Consider the following 14,519-nt stretch of genomic DNA (forward strand, 5'->3'; position numbering starts at 1 on the left):
GTGCCGCATCGTCGAGCGTGCGGCGGTGCACGACAGTGTTGAGGAGCGCCTAGCGTCTGTCAATAGTGACCAACGCTGCTCGTGTACTACTCGCTCGAGGGCATCCAGTCCAACAGCCGCTGGACGAGGACCTCGTTCCCCCCGACGATCGACGTTTCCACGGCCGCGATCATCTCCTCGAAGTGCGCCCTCATGGCCTCCTCGGCGCCCGCGGCGTCGCGGTGGCCGATCCGGTCCAGCACCGCCTGGTGCTCGGCGATCACCTTCTCCTCGTCCCGCCGGGTGGCGAGGATGGTGTCGAGCACCGCCTCCACCCGGTCCAAGTGGGACGCGAGCATCATCTCGGCGGCCACCTTGAGCATCCTGTTCGTCGACATCTCGACCAGCGCCCGGTGGAACCGCAGCCCCGGCTGCTCGATCAGGGGGGCGCTGCCGACGCTGTGCGCGTGCTGGTCGCACAGCTCCCGCAACTCCGCCAGTCGGCCCTCCTCCGGCTCGCGAGCCGCATCGCCCGCGACCGCGCTCTCCACCGCCCGGCGGGCCCTGAGCAGGTCGAGGAGGTCCTTGGTGTCGCGCACCGCGTGCTGCAGCGAGTCCGAGGTGCGGTGGGTCAGGACGGCTTCGGCCGCCCGGCGTCGCCCCTCGGCGGCGAGCGTGCGCCCCTTGGCGCCGACGGGCGTCGTCCAGCCCCGCGCATCCATCTCCCGCAGCAGGCGCGAGACGGAGGACTCGCTGATCTCCCGGCCCCGCTGCGCCAGCTCGCGCTGCGCGTTGCGGGTGCCCAGCGGAGTGCTGGACGCCGACATCAACTGCAGCAGCGCGAGCATGGCCCCTTCGCGGTCGTTCATGATCGTCCCCTCGCTCGTCCCTTCGGACGCCTCGTTCGCCACCGGCCCTCGCCCGGGGCGAGGGGCAGGCTGCCGAAGGGTGCGCACTTGACGCGGAGCACCTCGGCGACCATGGTTAGTCAAAAGTGACCAACGCCTGCCGGTCACAGGGTACCGTGCGTGTGCCCGTGGCGGCACGGCCTTTCGCGATCAAGGCAGGGACTGCTGATGCCCCCCTCCCCCTCCAGCGACTATCCCCGAGACCTGGCCGGCTACGGCAGGGAACTCCCGCATGCACAGTGGCCCGGCGGAGCGAAGGTGGCCGTGCAGTTCGTCCTCAACGTCGAGGAGGGCGGCGAGAACAACATTCTGCACGGTGACGACGCCTCGGAGGCGTTCCTCACCGAGGAACCGACCACCGCACTGCCCGGGCGCCGCAACCTCAACGTCGAGTCGCAGTACGAGTACGGCACCCGCGCGGGCTTCTGGCGGCTGCGACGCATGTTCGCGGAGCGCGGTCTCCCTGTGACGGTCTTCGGGATCGCCGAGTCGCTGCGGCGCAACCCCGAACTCGTGGCGGCTGCACAGGAGTCGGGGTGGGAGCTCGCCTCGCACTCGCTCCGGTGGATCAACTACGCCGCACTCGACGCGGAGACCGAGCGCGCACACGTCGAGCGGGCGGTGCAGATCCACGCCGATGTGTGCGGTGAGGCGCCGCTCGGTTGGTACACCGGTCGCAACAGCGAGAACACCCGCCGTCTCGTCGTCGAGCACGGTGGTTTCCTCTACGACTCGGATTCCTTCAGCGACGACCTGCCGTACTGGACCGACGTCGAGGGCACCGCCCACCTCGTCGTTCCCTACACCCTCGACAACAACGACGGTCGCTACGTCAACACCTACGGGTTCCAGTCCGAGTCCTTCTCCTCCTACCTCACGCGGGCCCTGGAGCTCCTGCTCGAAGAAGGGGCGGAGTTCCCGAAGATGATGAGCATCGGGCTGCACCTGCGGATCAGTGGACGCCCCGGCCGTGCGGCGGACCTCCGCAGGTTCCTCGACCTCGTGGCGGAACGCTCCGACGTCTGGGTCGCACGCCGCGTGGACATCGCCCGCCACTGGCGCACGGTCCACCCGGCGGCGCAGTGGTTGCCGGGCTCCGTTGACCCGCTGGCGCGGGACGGGGCGACGGCGGGGCGGCCGCTTAGTTGAGGCGCGCGAGGCGACCACGGGCGCCGCCACGTTCGTCGCACTCGGCTCGCAGCCTCCGCCCTGCCCGATCAGGCTCCCTGCAAGTCCCGAACCCGGCGGCCGGTTGGCGCTGTGCGCGGTTTTCTTGACCGTCCTGTGCGCGGCCTGCTTGCCGACGCCCAGCCGGTGGCCGATGTCCGCGGTGCTTCCGCTGCGGCCGGTGGCGTGCATGGCGGACCCGTGGGCCGACTTCAGCTCGGGATGTCCCTGCAGCGGTAGCCCGGCGTCCAGCCCCAAGGGCGTCCGCCGGGGCGCTGTGGTGGCCGGCGGTCAACCGCCGGCCACCACACGCTAGTTGCGAGCCGCTACGTGGTCGTGCGCTGCCGGGCGTTCGCGGTCAGGGCGCTCCTGGCCGCCACGGGGCTGAGGTGGTCGAAGAGCACCCGGGCGGAGCGGGCGCGGTCTCTGTCCGAGCACGCTGGAGTTCGGACCCGACGGCCTGGGACGGCCGACCAACGTCCACCTCAAGAAGGCACGTTGGGTCCTTTCACGCCTCACGCACCCGTCCGCGTCAGACGCAGGGTGACGAGCTCGAAGGGGCGCAACGTCAGCGCGACGGTCCCGTCCTCGTCCACCGTGTGCTCGCGCGGAGCGGCGAGCGGACGCTCCAGCAGGTCGCAGGCGTCGACCCGCGCCACTTCGAATCCCGGCCGCAGCCGCACCGCGGTGCGGCCGCCGTGGGACTCGTGGAAACGCGCCACCACGTCACCGCTGCCGTCGTCGGCGAGCTTGACGGCGGTGAGGACGACGGCGTCGTCGTCCACCGTCACCAGCGGGGCCACCTCGCCGCCGCCCCGGACGGTGCGCGCGGGCAAGTTGAGGCTCCAGCCCTCCCGCACCGCGTCACCGACGGAGGCGCCGGGGACGAGCGCGTAGCGGAACCGGTGTACGCCCTGGTCGGTGTGCGGGTCGGGGAAGCGCGGGGCGCGCAGCAGGGAGAGCCGGACCGTGGTCGTGGTGCCGTGGTCGTGGGCGCGGACGGTGCGGGTCACGTCGTGGCCGTAGGTGGAGGCGGTGACGAGCCCGACTCCCCAGCCCGGCTCTTCCAGGTGGACGAAGCGGTGGTTGCACGCCTCGAACTTGGCCGCGTCCCAACTGGTGTTGGTGTGGGTCGGCCGGAAGAAGTGCCCGTACTGGGTCTCGGAGGCGTAGCGGTCGGTGTGGACGTCGAGGGGGAAGGCGACCTTGAGGAACTTCTCGGTCTCCTGCCAGTCGACCTCGGTGTCGACGTCGAGCCGTCCCGAGCCGGCGTCGAGGGTGAGCGTCTGGGTGGCCCGCGAGCCGCCGAACGACCGGGTGACGCGGACGGAGGCGGACTCCGGGCCCTCGGTGACGACGGTGACGTCGTCGGCGGCGGTGAGGTCGGTGACGCTGTTGCGGTAGAACTCGTCCACGTCCCAGGCGTCCCACATGTTGGGGAAGTCCGGGTGGATCTGGAGGAGGTTGGCGGCCTGCCCGGGGGCGACCGCTTCCCGTTCCGAGGGGATGTCGTAGGCGGAGACGACGAGCCCGCGCGCGTCCAGCGCGACCCGCAGCCTGCCGTTGTCGAGGACGAGGCCGCCCGCCTCGCGCTCGGTCACGGTGACGGCGCCCTCTGCGGGTGCTGCGGGAGCGGCGGCGCCGGGGAGCACGCCGCGGCGGGTGTGCGGTGCCGAGTTGAAGACCAACTCCCCTGCACCCGCGCCCGGTTCGCCGGCGAGTGCGCGTTGGGCCTCCTCGATGATCCCCGTCAGCTCGTCCGCGACGGCGGCGTACGTCCGCTCCGCCTCCCTGTGCACCCAGGCGATGGACGAGCCTGGCAGGATGTCGTGGAACTGGTGCAGGAGCACCGTCTTCCAGATCCGGTCGAGCTGCTCGTACGGGTAAGGGTGCCCGGCGCGGACGTGTGCCGTCGCGGCCCACAACTCCGCCTCGTACAGCAGGTGTTCGCTGCGCCTGTTGCCCTGCTTGGTCTTGGCCTGGCTGGTGAGGGTGGCGCGGTGCAGCTCCAGGTAGAGCTCGCCGACCCACACGGGGGCCTGCGGGTATTCGGCCTCGGCCTTGGCGAAGAAGGCGGCCGGTGTCTCCCACTCGACGGTTGCCGAGCCCTCCAGGTCGCGCATCCGGGCGGCCCTGGCCACCATCTCGCGGGTCGTACCGCCGCCGCCGTCGCCCCAGCCGGTGGGCGCGAGCGAGTGCCTGGCGGCGCCCTTGTCCTTGAAGTTGCGAGCGGCGTGGGCGATCTCCTCGCCCTTCATCGAGCAGTTGTAGGTGTCGACGGGCGGGAAGTGGGTGAAGATCCTCGTCCCGTCGATGCCCTCCCACTGGAAGGTGTGGTGGGGGAAGGAGTTGATCCGGCTCCACGAAATCTTCTGGGTGAGCAGCCACTTGGCGCCGGCGGCCTTGATGATCTGCGGCAGACCGGCCGCGAAGCCGAACGTGTCGGGGAGCCACGCCTCGTCGTTCTCGACCCCGAACTCGTCGAGGAAGAAGCGCTTTCCGTGCACGAACTGGCGGGCCATCGCCTCGGAGCCCGGCATGTTGGTGTCGGACTCGACCCACATGCCCCCCGACGGGACGAACCGCCCCTCCGCCACCGCCTGCTTCACCCTCGCGTACACCTCGGGCCTGTGCTCCTTGAGCCAGGCGAACTGCTGCGCCTGGGACATGGCGAAGACGAACTCCGGCTCGTCGTCGAGGAGCGCGGTCATGTTGGAGGCGGTACGGGCGACCTTGCGCACCGTCTCGCGCAGCGGCCACAGCCACGCCGAGTCGATGTGCGCGTGGCCCACCGCGCTGATGCGGTGCGCCGACGCCTGTGCCGGGGCGGCGAGTACCCCGCGCAGGCAGCGGCGCGCGGCCTCCGCCGTGCCGCCCACGTCCTGGAGGTCGACGGCGTCGAGCGCCTCGCCCACGGCGCGGAGGATCTCCGAGCGCCGTGCCGAGTCGGCGGGCAGCTCCGGCATCAGCTCGCCGAGCACGTCGAGGTCCTGTACGAGGTTCCACACGGTCTCGTCGAAAACGGCGAGGTCCATCCGGGCGAGGCGGTACTGAGGTGCGTCGCCCGCCGTCTCCTTGTCGCCCAGCGCGGTGGGCAGGAAGGGGTGGTAGTCGAGGATGACGGGGTTGGAGGCGGCCTCGACACGCAGGTCCAACTCCTCGCCGCCGAGGGCCTCCTCGGCGACGCGCACCCACTGGTTGCGGGGGTTGAGGCCCTTCACGGGGGTGCCGTCGGGGCGGTACACGAGGCCCTCGCACTGGAACCCCGGCATGTTCTCGTCGAAGCCCAGGTCGAGCAGCGCCTCCACGGTACGGCCCGCCCACTCGGCGGGGACGGACCCCGTCACCCGGAACCAGCTCGTCCCCCAGGGCGCGCCCCACTTCTCGCCGACCGAGACGGGGCGGTACGGAGCCGCCAGCCCCTCCTCGACGGGTACCGGCTCGCCGGGGGCGTGCCAGACCGACACGTCGAGCGGCACGCTGGCGGGGTGGACGGCGGGGCGGATGCGCTCGTCGAGGACCCGCTTGAGGCGGGCTTCGGTCAGGTCGCGGTCGTCGTGCATGGTGCGGGCTCCTGCGGGTGTGCGGGTGTGCGGGCTCAGGCGGTGCGAACCGGCTTACGGGTGCGGGGTGCCGGAGGTCACGAGGCGTGCTCGACGGAGACGGTCTCGGTGATGCCGCGGGCTGCCAGGTGGGCCGGGTCGTCGGCGTGCTCGCGCAGGACCACCGCGGGGCGTGCGCCGTCGGACGCCAGGCGCGCGAACGCCTCGAAGAAGGCGCCGCCGGGGGCGCAGACGGACCGGCCGGGGCGTGCGCCGGCGGACGCCTCGGGGACGGCGTCGAGGATCAGCGCCGTCGTACGGGGCGGCGCGGGGCGCCACTCCGCGCGGGCCTGCGCGGCCGCGTCGGCGAGGGCGCGCGCGGCGGGCTTGGGGCGCTGGTCGACGGTGAACAGGCCCAGGTCGTATTCGAGTTCGGGGAAGTCGGCGAGGCTCCGGGGGACGTCGTGGGAGCACCACCACGTGACGCCCCAGACGTCCTCGGTGTCGAGCGCCTGCGCGACGGTCGCCGCGGTGAAGGCGGCAGCCCGCTCCGGCGGCACGTGCGGTGCGGGCGCCCCCACCTCCTGGAGCCACACCGGGCGGTGCGGGTCCCGCGCCCACGCCTTGGAGAGTTCCATCAGGTAGGCGGCGTGCCCCTCCGTCGCGGCGCCCCCGGGGCCGTGGCGCTGCGCGGTGCCGTTGAACACCCACGAGTGGACCGCGGTCGCCGCGCCGATGCGCGCCGCGTGCGCGGGCGTGAAGGGGTGGCCGTCCTGGTACCAGGCCGCGTCGTACGCCGCGTGCAGGTGGAGCCGGCCGGGGGCGCCTTCCTCGCAGGCCGCGATCATGCGCTCCAGCCAGGCGCCTGCGCCGTCCTGGGTGACCGGGTCGGGGTCGGGGTGGGGCGCGTCGGAGAACTGGTTGACCTCGTTGCCCACGGTCATGCCGAGGAAGTGCGGACGGTCGGCGAGGGCCTGCGCGAGGGTGCGCAGGTACTCGGCCTGGGCCGCGACGACTTCGGGGTCCGTGAAGAGGTTTCTGCGGTGCCACGTCGCGGTCCAGGAGGGCAGGAAGTCGAAGCTGGAGAGGTGGCCCTGGAGGCCGTCGACGTTCACCTCCAGTCCGCGTTCCCCTGCTGCGTCGGCGAGTTGGAGCAGTTGCTCCACCGCGCGCGGCCTGATCAGCGAGCGGTTGGGCTGGAAGACGGGCCAGAGCGGGAAGACGCGGACGTGGTCGAGGCCGAGCGAGGCGATGGCGTCCAGATCGGTGCGGACGGCGTCGAGGTCGAAGTCGAGCCAGTGGTGGAACCAGCCCTGTGCGGGTGTGTAGTTGACGCCGAAACGCGGTGCGGGGCTCATGGGGGGTCCTGTGGTTCGAGGTGGGGTTCACGGGTCGGTGCGGGCGGCGGGGTCAGCCCTTGACGGCGCCCTCGCTCACGCCGCGGAAGAAGTAGCGCTGGAGGCAGGCGAACATCACGATCAGTGGCACCACGGCGATGATCGTGCCGGCCGCCACGAGGCGCTGGTTGTCGGCGAACGTGCCGTGCAGGTAGTTGAGTCCGACGGTGAGGGTGAAGTTGTCCGGATCGCTGAGGACGATGAGCGGCCACAGGAAGTCGTCCCAGGCCGCCATGAAGGCGAAGATGGCGACGACGGCGAGCGTCCCCTTCACGGACGGCAGCGCGATACGCCAGAAGCGCTGCCAGACGTTGGCGCCGTCCACCAGGGCGGCCTCCTCCACCTCGTACGGCAGGTGGGAGAAGGCGTTGCGCATCAGGAGGACGTTCATCGCGCCGACGGCGCCGGGGAGCACCACACCGGTGAGGGTGTTGTTGAGCCCCAGCTCCCGCATGAGCGTGAACTGGGCGATGATGATGCTCTCCAGCGGGACCAGCATCGCCATCACGAAGACGACGAGCGCCGCCTTGCGCCCCCTGAACCGCAGCCTGGCGAGCGCGTATCCGGCGAGCGAGGCGCCGAGGAGGTTGGTGAGCACGCTGGCGACGGCGACCGTCAGGGAGTTCAGCGCGTAGTCCCACACCGGGATGATCCTGGCGACGCCGCTGTAGGCGTCCCACGTCCAGTCCTCCGGCAGGAGCTGGGGCGGATAGCTGTAGATGTCCTCGCCGGGCCCCTTGAGCGAGGTGGAGAGCTGCCACAGGAAGGGGCCGATCATCAGGGCGAGGACGGCGAGCAACAGGGCGTAGCGCAGCAGGAGTTGCCACACGGGGAGCTTTCTGCCGTCGCTGAAGCCGGCGCCGCGTCTGCGGCGTCCGCGGGGACGGGCTCTGTGTGCGGTCTCCTCGTCCCGGTGGCCGTCTCCGGCGTGCGGCGCGGGTGCTGTGGCGGTGGGCCTCACGAGTCCTCCTTGCGGTTGGCCCGCAGCACCAGCAGCATCAGGCCGAGGGTGAGGGCGAAGACGACGACCGAGATCGCGGAGGCGTAGCCCACGCGTCCGTTGAGTCCGGTGCCGACCTGCTGGACGAGCAGGACGAGGGTGGTGTCCTCGCCCGCGGGGCCGCCGTTCTCCCCGGCCAGCAGGTAGACCTCGGAGAACACCTTGAAGGCGCTGACGGAGGAGAGCGCCCCGACGAGCACCATGGTGTTGCGGAGCGCGGGGACAGTGACGGTGACGAAGCGGCGGAGAGCGCCCGCGCCGTCGACGGCGGCGGCTTCGTGGAGCTCGCGCGGGACGTTGGTCAGCGCGGCGAGGTAAATGATCATGTAGTAGCCGAGGCCCTTCCAGACCGTCAGCAGCATCGCGCTGAGCAGCAGCAGCCACGGGTCGCTGAGGAAGGAGACGGGACTCGCGCCGAGTGCCTCGAGGATGCCGTTGACCAGGCCCCGGTCGTCGAGCAACCAGACCCAGATCAGCCCGACGACGACGACCGAGGCGACCACGGGCGTGTAGAAGGCGGAGCGGAAGAAGGTGATGCCGGGGACGTGCCGCCGTACCAGCATCGCCAGCAGCAGGGGAAGCAGCACCAGCAGCGGGACCGTCACGGCGACGTACAGGACGCTGTTGCGCAGCCCGGTCCAGAACATGTCGTCGTGGAGCAGCTCGCGGAAGTTGGCGAGGCCGACGAAGCCGCCGGGCACCAGGGTCCGGTTGTCGGTGAAGGCGTTGCCGAGGGTGCTCAGGAACGGGTAGAGGCTGAAGGCGGAGACGATCAGCAGGCCGGGAGCGAGGAACAGCCATGGGCTGACGGGGCGTTGCCGCCGTACGGCGCCGGGGCGGCTGTCGGTTGCGGTGGTCATCGGCGCGCCCCTCAGTTCAGCTTCAGCAGTCGGTTGCACTCCTCGACGGCGCTGTCGAGCGCCGCCTTCGGAGAGGTGTCGCCCCGCATGACCCTGGCGACGGCGTTCTGCAGGACCGTCTTCATGTCGTCGCTCAGCAGCACCGGCGTGTAGTTCACCGCCTTGTCGAGGGACTTCGCCGAGGAGACCCGGATGCGCGTCTCGTCGTCGCCGTCCTTGTCGTCGGTGAAGTACGGGTCGTCCAACGTCCCCTTCGTGCTGGGGAAGACGGTCGTCTCGTGGGCGAAGTCCATCTGGTTCTTCGCGTTGGTCACGAACCTGGCGAAGGCGACGGCGGTCGCCTTGTTCTCGCCGGCCGCGTTCACCATCAGCCCCTGGACGTACATGTTGGGACGGCCCGTGTTGTTGGGCGCGTCTGCGACGCCGATGTTCCTGTAGAGGCTCGGGGCGTCCTTCTTGAACTTCGCCAGGTCCAGTGCGCTGCCGGGGTTCATCGCCACCGACTGCTGCATGAACTTCCTGCCCGCCTGCTCAGGGGTGGCGGTGAGCACCTGGGAGTCGAGGGCTCCCGCGTCGTACAACTCCTTGTAGCGCTCGAGGAGTTCGACGCCCTTCGGCTCGTTGAAGGTGAAGGCGGTGCCCTTCGGGTTCATCAGGCGTACGCCGTAGCGGCCGAAGTCCTCGATCGTCGGCGTGGCGGCGAGCGTCGCGATGCGTCCGTCGCTGCGCTTCGCCATGGTCAGGGCGGCGTCGAAGAGTTCGTCGTAGCTGCGGGGCGGCTTCGCCGGGTCGAGTCCGGCCTCGCGGAAGAGTCGCTTGTTGTAGAACATCGGACCCGTGTTGAGGTACCAGGGGAAGGCGTAGGTGCCCTTCATGCCCGGTATCTGCAGACTCTTCCATGCGGCGGGCAGGTACCGCTCGCGGTACTGCGGGGCGGCCCGGTCGAGATCGAGGGCCAACCGCGCCTTGGCGAGGGGCGCGACGAGGTCGGGGGAGACGTTCACCACGTCCGGCAGGGTGCCGCCCGCGGCGTCCGCGCTGATTTTGTCCGGGTACGCCTCGGCCGGCTGGTCCACCCACTTGACGTGCGTGCCCTCGTGCTTCTTCTCGAACTCCGCGATCAGACCCTCGAAGTAGTCGGGGAAGGCCGCCCGAAGATTCCACGTCTGGAAGGTGATCGAGCCGTGTACGCGTCCCTCGGCGCTCCCGGTGTCGACGTCCTGCGTGCCTGTGGAGCAGGCGGAGAGGAAGAGCGCGCAGGCGAGGGTGGTGAAGGCGGGGCGGGAAACGCGCACGGCGAACGGCTCCTTCGGGCAGGAGTGGGGAAGGGCGCCCGGAAAGCCGTCACCGGTTGACATCGATGTCAGCCGCGGCGCCGAAAACAACCTGCACGGCGCCGGAGGGGAAAGTCAAGAGTTCGGGTGAAGGCCAACTCGCCGCTGTTCGACTGTTTTTGAGAGGCAGCTCCGGAGGGTTGCGTCCGGTGCCTAATGCGCTTTAGTCTCCAACAGCTTTAGCGCATTAGCCAGTTGCAGCGGAGAGTGGTTCTGCATGCCGTCGAAGCCTTCCGGGGGCGCGGGGTCGCCCCAGGGCGGCCGGCCCGCTCCGCGGCGCTCCGTGTCGCGGCGCAGGGCGACCATGAAGGACGTCGCCGAGCGCGCAGGCGTCTCGGAGAGCGCGGTGTCCTTCGCGCTCAACGGGCGCCCCGGCGTCTCCGAGTCGACCCGCGAGCGAGTGCGGTCGGTGGCCGAAGAGTTGGGGTGGCGCCCGAGCACCGCGGCGAGGGCCCTCTCCGGCGAGGGGGCCGCGACGGTCGGCCTCGTCCTGGCGAGGCCGGCGCGCACCCTGGGTGTCGAACCCTTCTTCCTGCAACTCGTCTCGGGCGTCCAGCAGGTCCTGGCGGAGCGCCGACTCGGCCTGCTCTTCCAGGTGGTGGAGGACGTCGCGGCCGAGTGCGCGATGTACGAGCACTGGTGGGCGGAGCACCGGGTCGACGGGGTGCTCCTCGTGGACCCGCGTGCCGAGGACCCGCGCCCCGACGTGCTCGCCTCGCTGGGGCTGCCGGGCGTCGTCGTCGGAGGTACCGAGTCGCGCCAGGGCCTCTCCTCGGTGTGGATCGACGACGCCGGCGCGATGGCCTCCGTGGCGGAGTACCTGCACGCCCTCGGGCACCAGCGGATCACGCACGTCGCCGGTCTTCCCGAACTCGCGCACACCCAGCGCCGGATGGCCTCCCTGCGGAGCGAGGCCGAGCGGCTGGACCTGCCGCACGTCCGCTCGCTCACCACCGACTACTCGGACGCCGAGGGCGCCGCCGTGACGCGCCGCCTGCTCGACGAGCCCGATCCGCCCACGGCCGTCGTGTACGACAACGACGTGCTCGCCGCCGCCGGCGTCGCCGCTGCCGCCGAACGCCGACTTCCCGTGCCCGCACGGCTCTCCATCGTCTCGTGGGAGGACTCCGTGCTGTGCCGGATGGTCCACCCGTGGCTCACCGCCCTCGCCCGCGACCCGCTCGCGCTCGGCCGCGTCGCCGCCGAGGAGCTCACCAGGCTGCTCGACGGCGCCCCCGCGCGCACGGCCGGCGTCCCGGTGCCCCGGCTGGTGGTGCGGGAGAGCACCGCGCACCCTCCGGGCGGATGAGACGGCGGCTCGCAGGGACGTCGGGGGCGGCGGGCAACCGTCCGCCGAAGCAGACGGCGGCCAACTCGCCTCCGACCGGCGCGAGTCGCCCCGACGTGCGCCGGACGTGCCCGGGGGAGGTCGGCAAGGCCACCTGCCGGCCGGCCCCCGGGCACGGGTCGGATCACACGGTGCGGTCGGGGAGTTCCTTCCGTACCGTGCGGGCTGCGGTGACGAGGTTCTCCAGCGACGCACGGGTCTCCGGCCAACCGCGGGTCTTCAGGCCGCAGTCGGGGTTGACCCACAGGCGTTCGGCGGGGATCGCCTCGAGTCCCTTGCGCAGCAGGGCGGTTGCCTCCTCCGCGCTGGGGACGCGGGGTGAGTGGATGTCGTACACGCCAGGGCCGGCCTCGCGCGGGTAGCCGTGGCCGGCGAGTTCGTGCGCCACCTGCATGTGGGAGCGGGCGGCTTCCAGGCTGATGACGTCGGCGTCGATGTCGTCGATCGCCTGGACGATGTCGCCGAACTCGGCGTAGCACATATGGGTGTGGATCTGGGTGGCCGCGCCGACCCCGCCCGTGCTGAGGCGGAACGCCTCGGTGGCCCAGGCGAGGTACGCGTCGCGGTCGTCGGCGCGCAGGGGAAGGGTCTCGCGCAGCGCGGGCTCGTCCACCTGGATCACCGAAGTCCCGGCCGCCTCCAGGTCGTTCACCTCGTCGCGCAGGGCGAGGGCCACCTGCCGCGCGGTGTCGGCGAGCGGCTGGTCGTCGCGGACGAACGACCACGCGAGCATGGTGACGGGCCCGGTGAGCATGCCCTTGACCGGGCGCTCGGTGAGCGACTGCGCGTACCGCGTCCAGCGCACCGTCATCGGCTCCGGGCGGGCGAGGTCGCCGGCGAGGATCGGCGGGCGGACGTACCGGGTGCCGTAGGACTGGACCCAGCCGTGCTGGGTCGCCAGGTACCCGGCGAGCTGCTCGGCGAAGTACTGCACCATGTCGTTGCGTTCGGGCTCGCCGTGCACGAGGACGTCGATCCCCGCCTCTTCCTGGAAGGCGAGGACGTCGCGGATCTCGGCCTGGATCGTCTCCTCGTAGGTCGCCTCGTCGATCCGCTTCTTGCGCAGGTCGGCGCGGGCGGTGCGCAGCTTGGCGGTCTGCGGGAAGGAGCCGATGGTGGTGGTCGGCAGCAGCGGCAGCCCCAGGTGCTTCCGCTGCGCCTCGGTGCGCTCGGCGTACGTCTCCGCGCGGTGCGTGTCGGAGTCGGTGACCGCGGCGGCGCGGGAGCGCACCTGCGGGACGTGGGTGAGCGAGGAGGCGGCGCGGGAGGCCAACGCCGCACGGTTCGCGACGAGTTCGGAGGCGATCGCGTCGGTCCCCCGGGAGAGTCCCCTGGCGAGCGTGACGATCTCCGCGGACTTCTGCCGTGCGAAGGCCAGCCAGCGCAGCACCTCGGCGTCGATGTGCCGCTCGGCCCGGACGTCGAGCGGGACGTGCAGCAGGGAGGAGGAGGCGGCGACGTCGACCCGGTCGGCGAGGGCTAGCAGGGTGCCGAGGGTGGAGAGCGACCTCTCCAGGTCGTTGATCCAGACGTTGCGTCCGTTGACGACGCCGGCCACGAGCCGCTTGCCCGGCAGCCCCCCGACGGACGCCAGCGCGTCGAGGTTGGCCGCGGCCGATTCGGTGAAGTCCATCGCGAGTCCGTCGACGGGGCTCTTCGCCAGCACGGGGAGCGCGTCGCCGAGCCGGTCGAAGTACGACGCCACGAGGAGCTTCGGACGGTCGTCGAGGTCGCCGAGCGCGCGGTAGGCGCCGGCGACGGCGTCGAGCTCCTCCGGCGCACGGTCCTGGACGAGCGCGGGCTCGTCGAGCTGTACCCACTCGGCGCCCGCCGCGCGCAGGTCGCCCAGGATTTCGGCGTAGACGGGCAGCAGCCGCTGCAGCAGCGAGAGCGGCTGGAACGCGGGGTCGACACCGGGCGCCGGCTTCGCCAGCAGCAGGTAGGTGACGGGGCCGACCAGCACCGGTCGGGCGGCGACGCCGAGCGAGAGCGCCTCCCGCAACTCGGCGACCTGCTTCGTCGAGTCGGCGGCGAAGACGGTGTCGGGGCCCAACTCGGGGACGAGGTAGTGGTAGTTGGTGTCGAACCACTTCGTCATCTCCAGCGGTGCCACCTGCTGCGTACCGCGGGCCATGGCGAAGTACCCGTCGAGGGCGTCCGCCTCGACGGCCGCCCGGTGACGCGCGGGCACGGCGCCGACCATGACGCTGGTGTCCAGCACGTGGTCGTAGTACGAGAAGTCGCCGGTCGGCACCTCGTCGACACCGGTCTCCACGAGCTGCCGCCAGTTGTGCCTGCGGAGGTCGGCGGCGGTCTGCCGGAGGACGTCTGCGGTGATGCGGCCCTTCCAGTAGCCCTCGATCGCCTTCTTCAGCTCCCGGTCGGGGCCTTGGCGGGGGTAGCCGTACACGGTGGCCCGTGCTGCCGCGGCTGCGGACTTCGCTGTCACGGAGATCTCCTTCGCGAGATGTCTCGTCGAACCCCGGATCGGGACGAGAGCGCGAAGGTGACGAACGGCGGAGGGACTCCGGCGCGCGGCATGCGCCTGCCCGCCTCCGCTGTGTGCGCCGACCCGCCCTCGAGGTCACCGGGATGTACCGCACGCGCATCCGCGCATGCGGGCAACGGGCAGGTCTTCGGACTCGCGGGCGCACCTGCCGGTTTCCCGGCGGGTTCCTACTGGCCGTCGCTTCCCGGGCCTTGAGACCCAGTGCGTATGACGGCGGTCGTTCCCACTCACCGCTGCGGGGCAGTCCCGGACTCGCACCGGGTTCCCTCTTTCGACGCCTCCCGTCCGGCTGACGGGGGGCGAACCTGTTGCGCGTCCAGCGTAGCCACAGATCGCCGTGCCTGTGTAGTGCCCCCGGCTCCGCCACGACGGCAACGGGTCGGTCCCGCACCCCGACGGGCCGCTCGTACGCGGGCGTTGACGGCCACGACATCGGTCCGGGGCTCGTCGACGGACCCGTACGGCCTCCGCCGTG

At 71.4% G+C, this 14,519-nt stretch carries 9 protein-coding genes and 1 riboswitch; of the genes, 2 read left to right on the forward strand and 7 right to left on the reverse strand.

The genetic code is table 11. The features are described from left to right. Positions 1 to 86: 86 nt before the first annotated feature. Positions 87 to 848 carry an FCD domain-containing protein gene (locus UWG_RS0102355; RefSeq protein WP_106429901.1) on the reverse strand — a complete coding sequence of 254 codons (762 nt, stop codon included), beginning with the start codon at positions 846 to 848 and terminating at the stop codon, positions 87 to 89. Positions 849 to 1,055: 207 nt separating this feature from the next. Here UWG_RS0102355 and puuE point away from each other — a divergent pair, with 207 nt between their 5' ends. Next, complete coding sequence (gene puuE / locus UWG_RS0102360; protein ID WP_029391093.1) at positions 1,056 to 2,036, forward strand: allantoinase PuuE; 981 nt, start codon at positions 1,056 to 1,058, stop codon at positions 2,034 to 2,036. Positions 2,037 to 2,569: 533 nt separating this feature from the next. On the opposite strand, the gene UWG_RS0102365 is transcribed toward puuE, so the two are convergent. The 5 genes from UWG_RS0102365 to UWG_RS0102385 all read right to left on the reverse strand — a co-directional run bounded on the left by UWG_RS0102365 (position 2,570) and on the right by UWG_RS0102385 (position 10,148). Beyond that, complete coding sequence (locus tag UWG_RS0102365) at positions 2,570 to 5,617, reverse strand: alpha-mannosidase (protein WP_016905602.1); 3,048 nt, start codon at positions 5,615 to 5,617, stop codon at positions 2,570 to 2,572. Between the two features lie 77 nt (positions 5,618 to 5,694). After that, positions 5,695 to 6,954 (reverse strand): glycoside hydrolase 5 family protein, encoded by a 1,260-nt coding sequence (locus UWG_RS0102370; protein WP_016905603.1) that lies wholly within the window; start codon positions 6,952 to 6,954, stop codon positions 5,695 to 5,697. Positions 6,955 to 7,006: 52 nt separating this feature from the next. Then, positions 7,007 to 7,954: a carbohydrate ABC transporter permease gene (locus tag UWG_RS0102375; RefSeq protein ID WP_016905604.1), complete on the reverse strand. Its 948-nt coding sequence runs from the start codon at positions 7,952 to 7,954 to the stop codon at positions 7,007 to 7,009. Beyond that, positions 7,951 to 8,853, reverse strand: coding sequence for a carbohydrate ABC transporter permease (locus UWG_RS0102380; RefSeq protein ID WP_016905605.1), 903 nt, complete (start codon positions 8,851 to 8,853; stop codon positions 7,951 to 7,953). Before UWG_RS0102380 ends, UWG_RS0102375 begins: the two co-directional genes overlap by 4 nt. Positions 8,854 to 8,864: 11 nt before the next feature. Then, on the reverse strand, positions 8,865 to 10,148 hold the full coding sequence (locus UWG_RS0102385) for an ABC transporter substrate-binding protein (protein WP_016905606.1): 1,284 nt from the start codon (positions 10,146 to 10,148) through the stop codon (positions 8,865 to 8,867). Between the two features lie 343 nt (positions 10,149 to 10,491). Here UWG_RS0102385 and UWG_RS0102390 point away from each other — a divergent pair, with 343 nt between their 5' ends. Then, positions 10,492 to 11,496: a LacI family DNA-binding transcriptional regulator gene (locus tag UWG_RS0102390; protein ID WP_016905607.1), complete on the forward strand. Its 1,005-nt coding sequence runs from the start codon at positions 10,492 to 10,494 to the stop codon at positions 11,494 to 11,496. A gap of 163 nt (positions 11,497 to 11,659) precedes the next feature. Here UWG_RS0102390 and metE read toward each other — a convergent pair whose 3' ends face one another. Further along, the gene (gene metE / locus UWG_RS0102395; protein ID WP_016905608.1) at positions 11,660 to 13,984 is read right to left on the reverse strand and encodes a 5-methyltetrahydropteroyltriglutamate--homocysteine S-methyltransferase; all 2,325 of its coding nucleotides are present in this window, start codon (positions 13,982 to 13,984) and stop codon (positions 11,660 to 11,662) included. 161 nt (positions 13,985 to 14,145) lie between these two features. After that, positions 14,146 to 14,368: riboswitch (cobalamin riboswitch) on the reverse strand. Positions 14,369 to 14,519 lie beyond the last annotated feature (151 nt).

This window comes from Streptomyces xiaopingdaonensis (assembly GCF_000262345.1).
Classification (GTDB): Bacteria; Actinomycetota; Actinomycetes; order Streptomycetales; family Streptomycetaceae; genus Streptomyces; species Streptomyces xiaopingdaonensis.

Coding starts and splice junctions, on each gene's coding strand:
- UWG_RS0102380 (WP_016905605.1), bottom strand. CDS start 8,853: ATGACCACCGCAACCGACAGCCGCCCCGGCGCCGTACGGCGGCAACGC.
- puuE (WP_029391093.1), top strand. CDS start 1,056: ATGCCCCCCTCCCCCTCCAGCGACTATCCCCGAGACCTGGCCGGCTAC.
- UWG_RS0102365 (WP_016905602.1), bottom strand. CDS start 5,617: ATGCACGACGACCGCGACCTGACCGAAGCCCGCCTCAAGCGGGTCCTC.
- UWG_RS0102355 (WP_106429901.1), bottom strand. CDS start 848: ATGAACGACCGCGAAGGGGCCATGCTCGCGCTGCTGCAGTTGATGTCG.
- UWG_RS0102390 (WP_016905607.1), top strand. CDS start 10,492: ATGAAGGACGTCGCCGAGCGCGCAGGCGTCTCGGAGAGCGCGGTGTCC.
- UWG_RS0102370 (WP_016905603.1), bottom strand. CDS start 6,954: ATGAGCCCCGCACCGCGTTTCGGCGTCAACTACACACCCGCACAGGGC.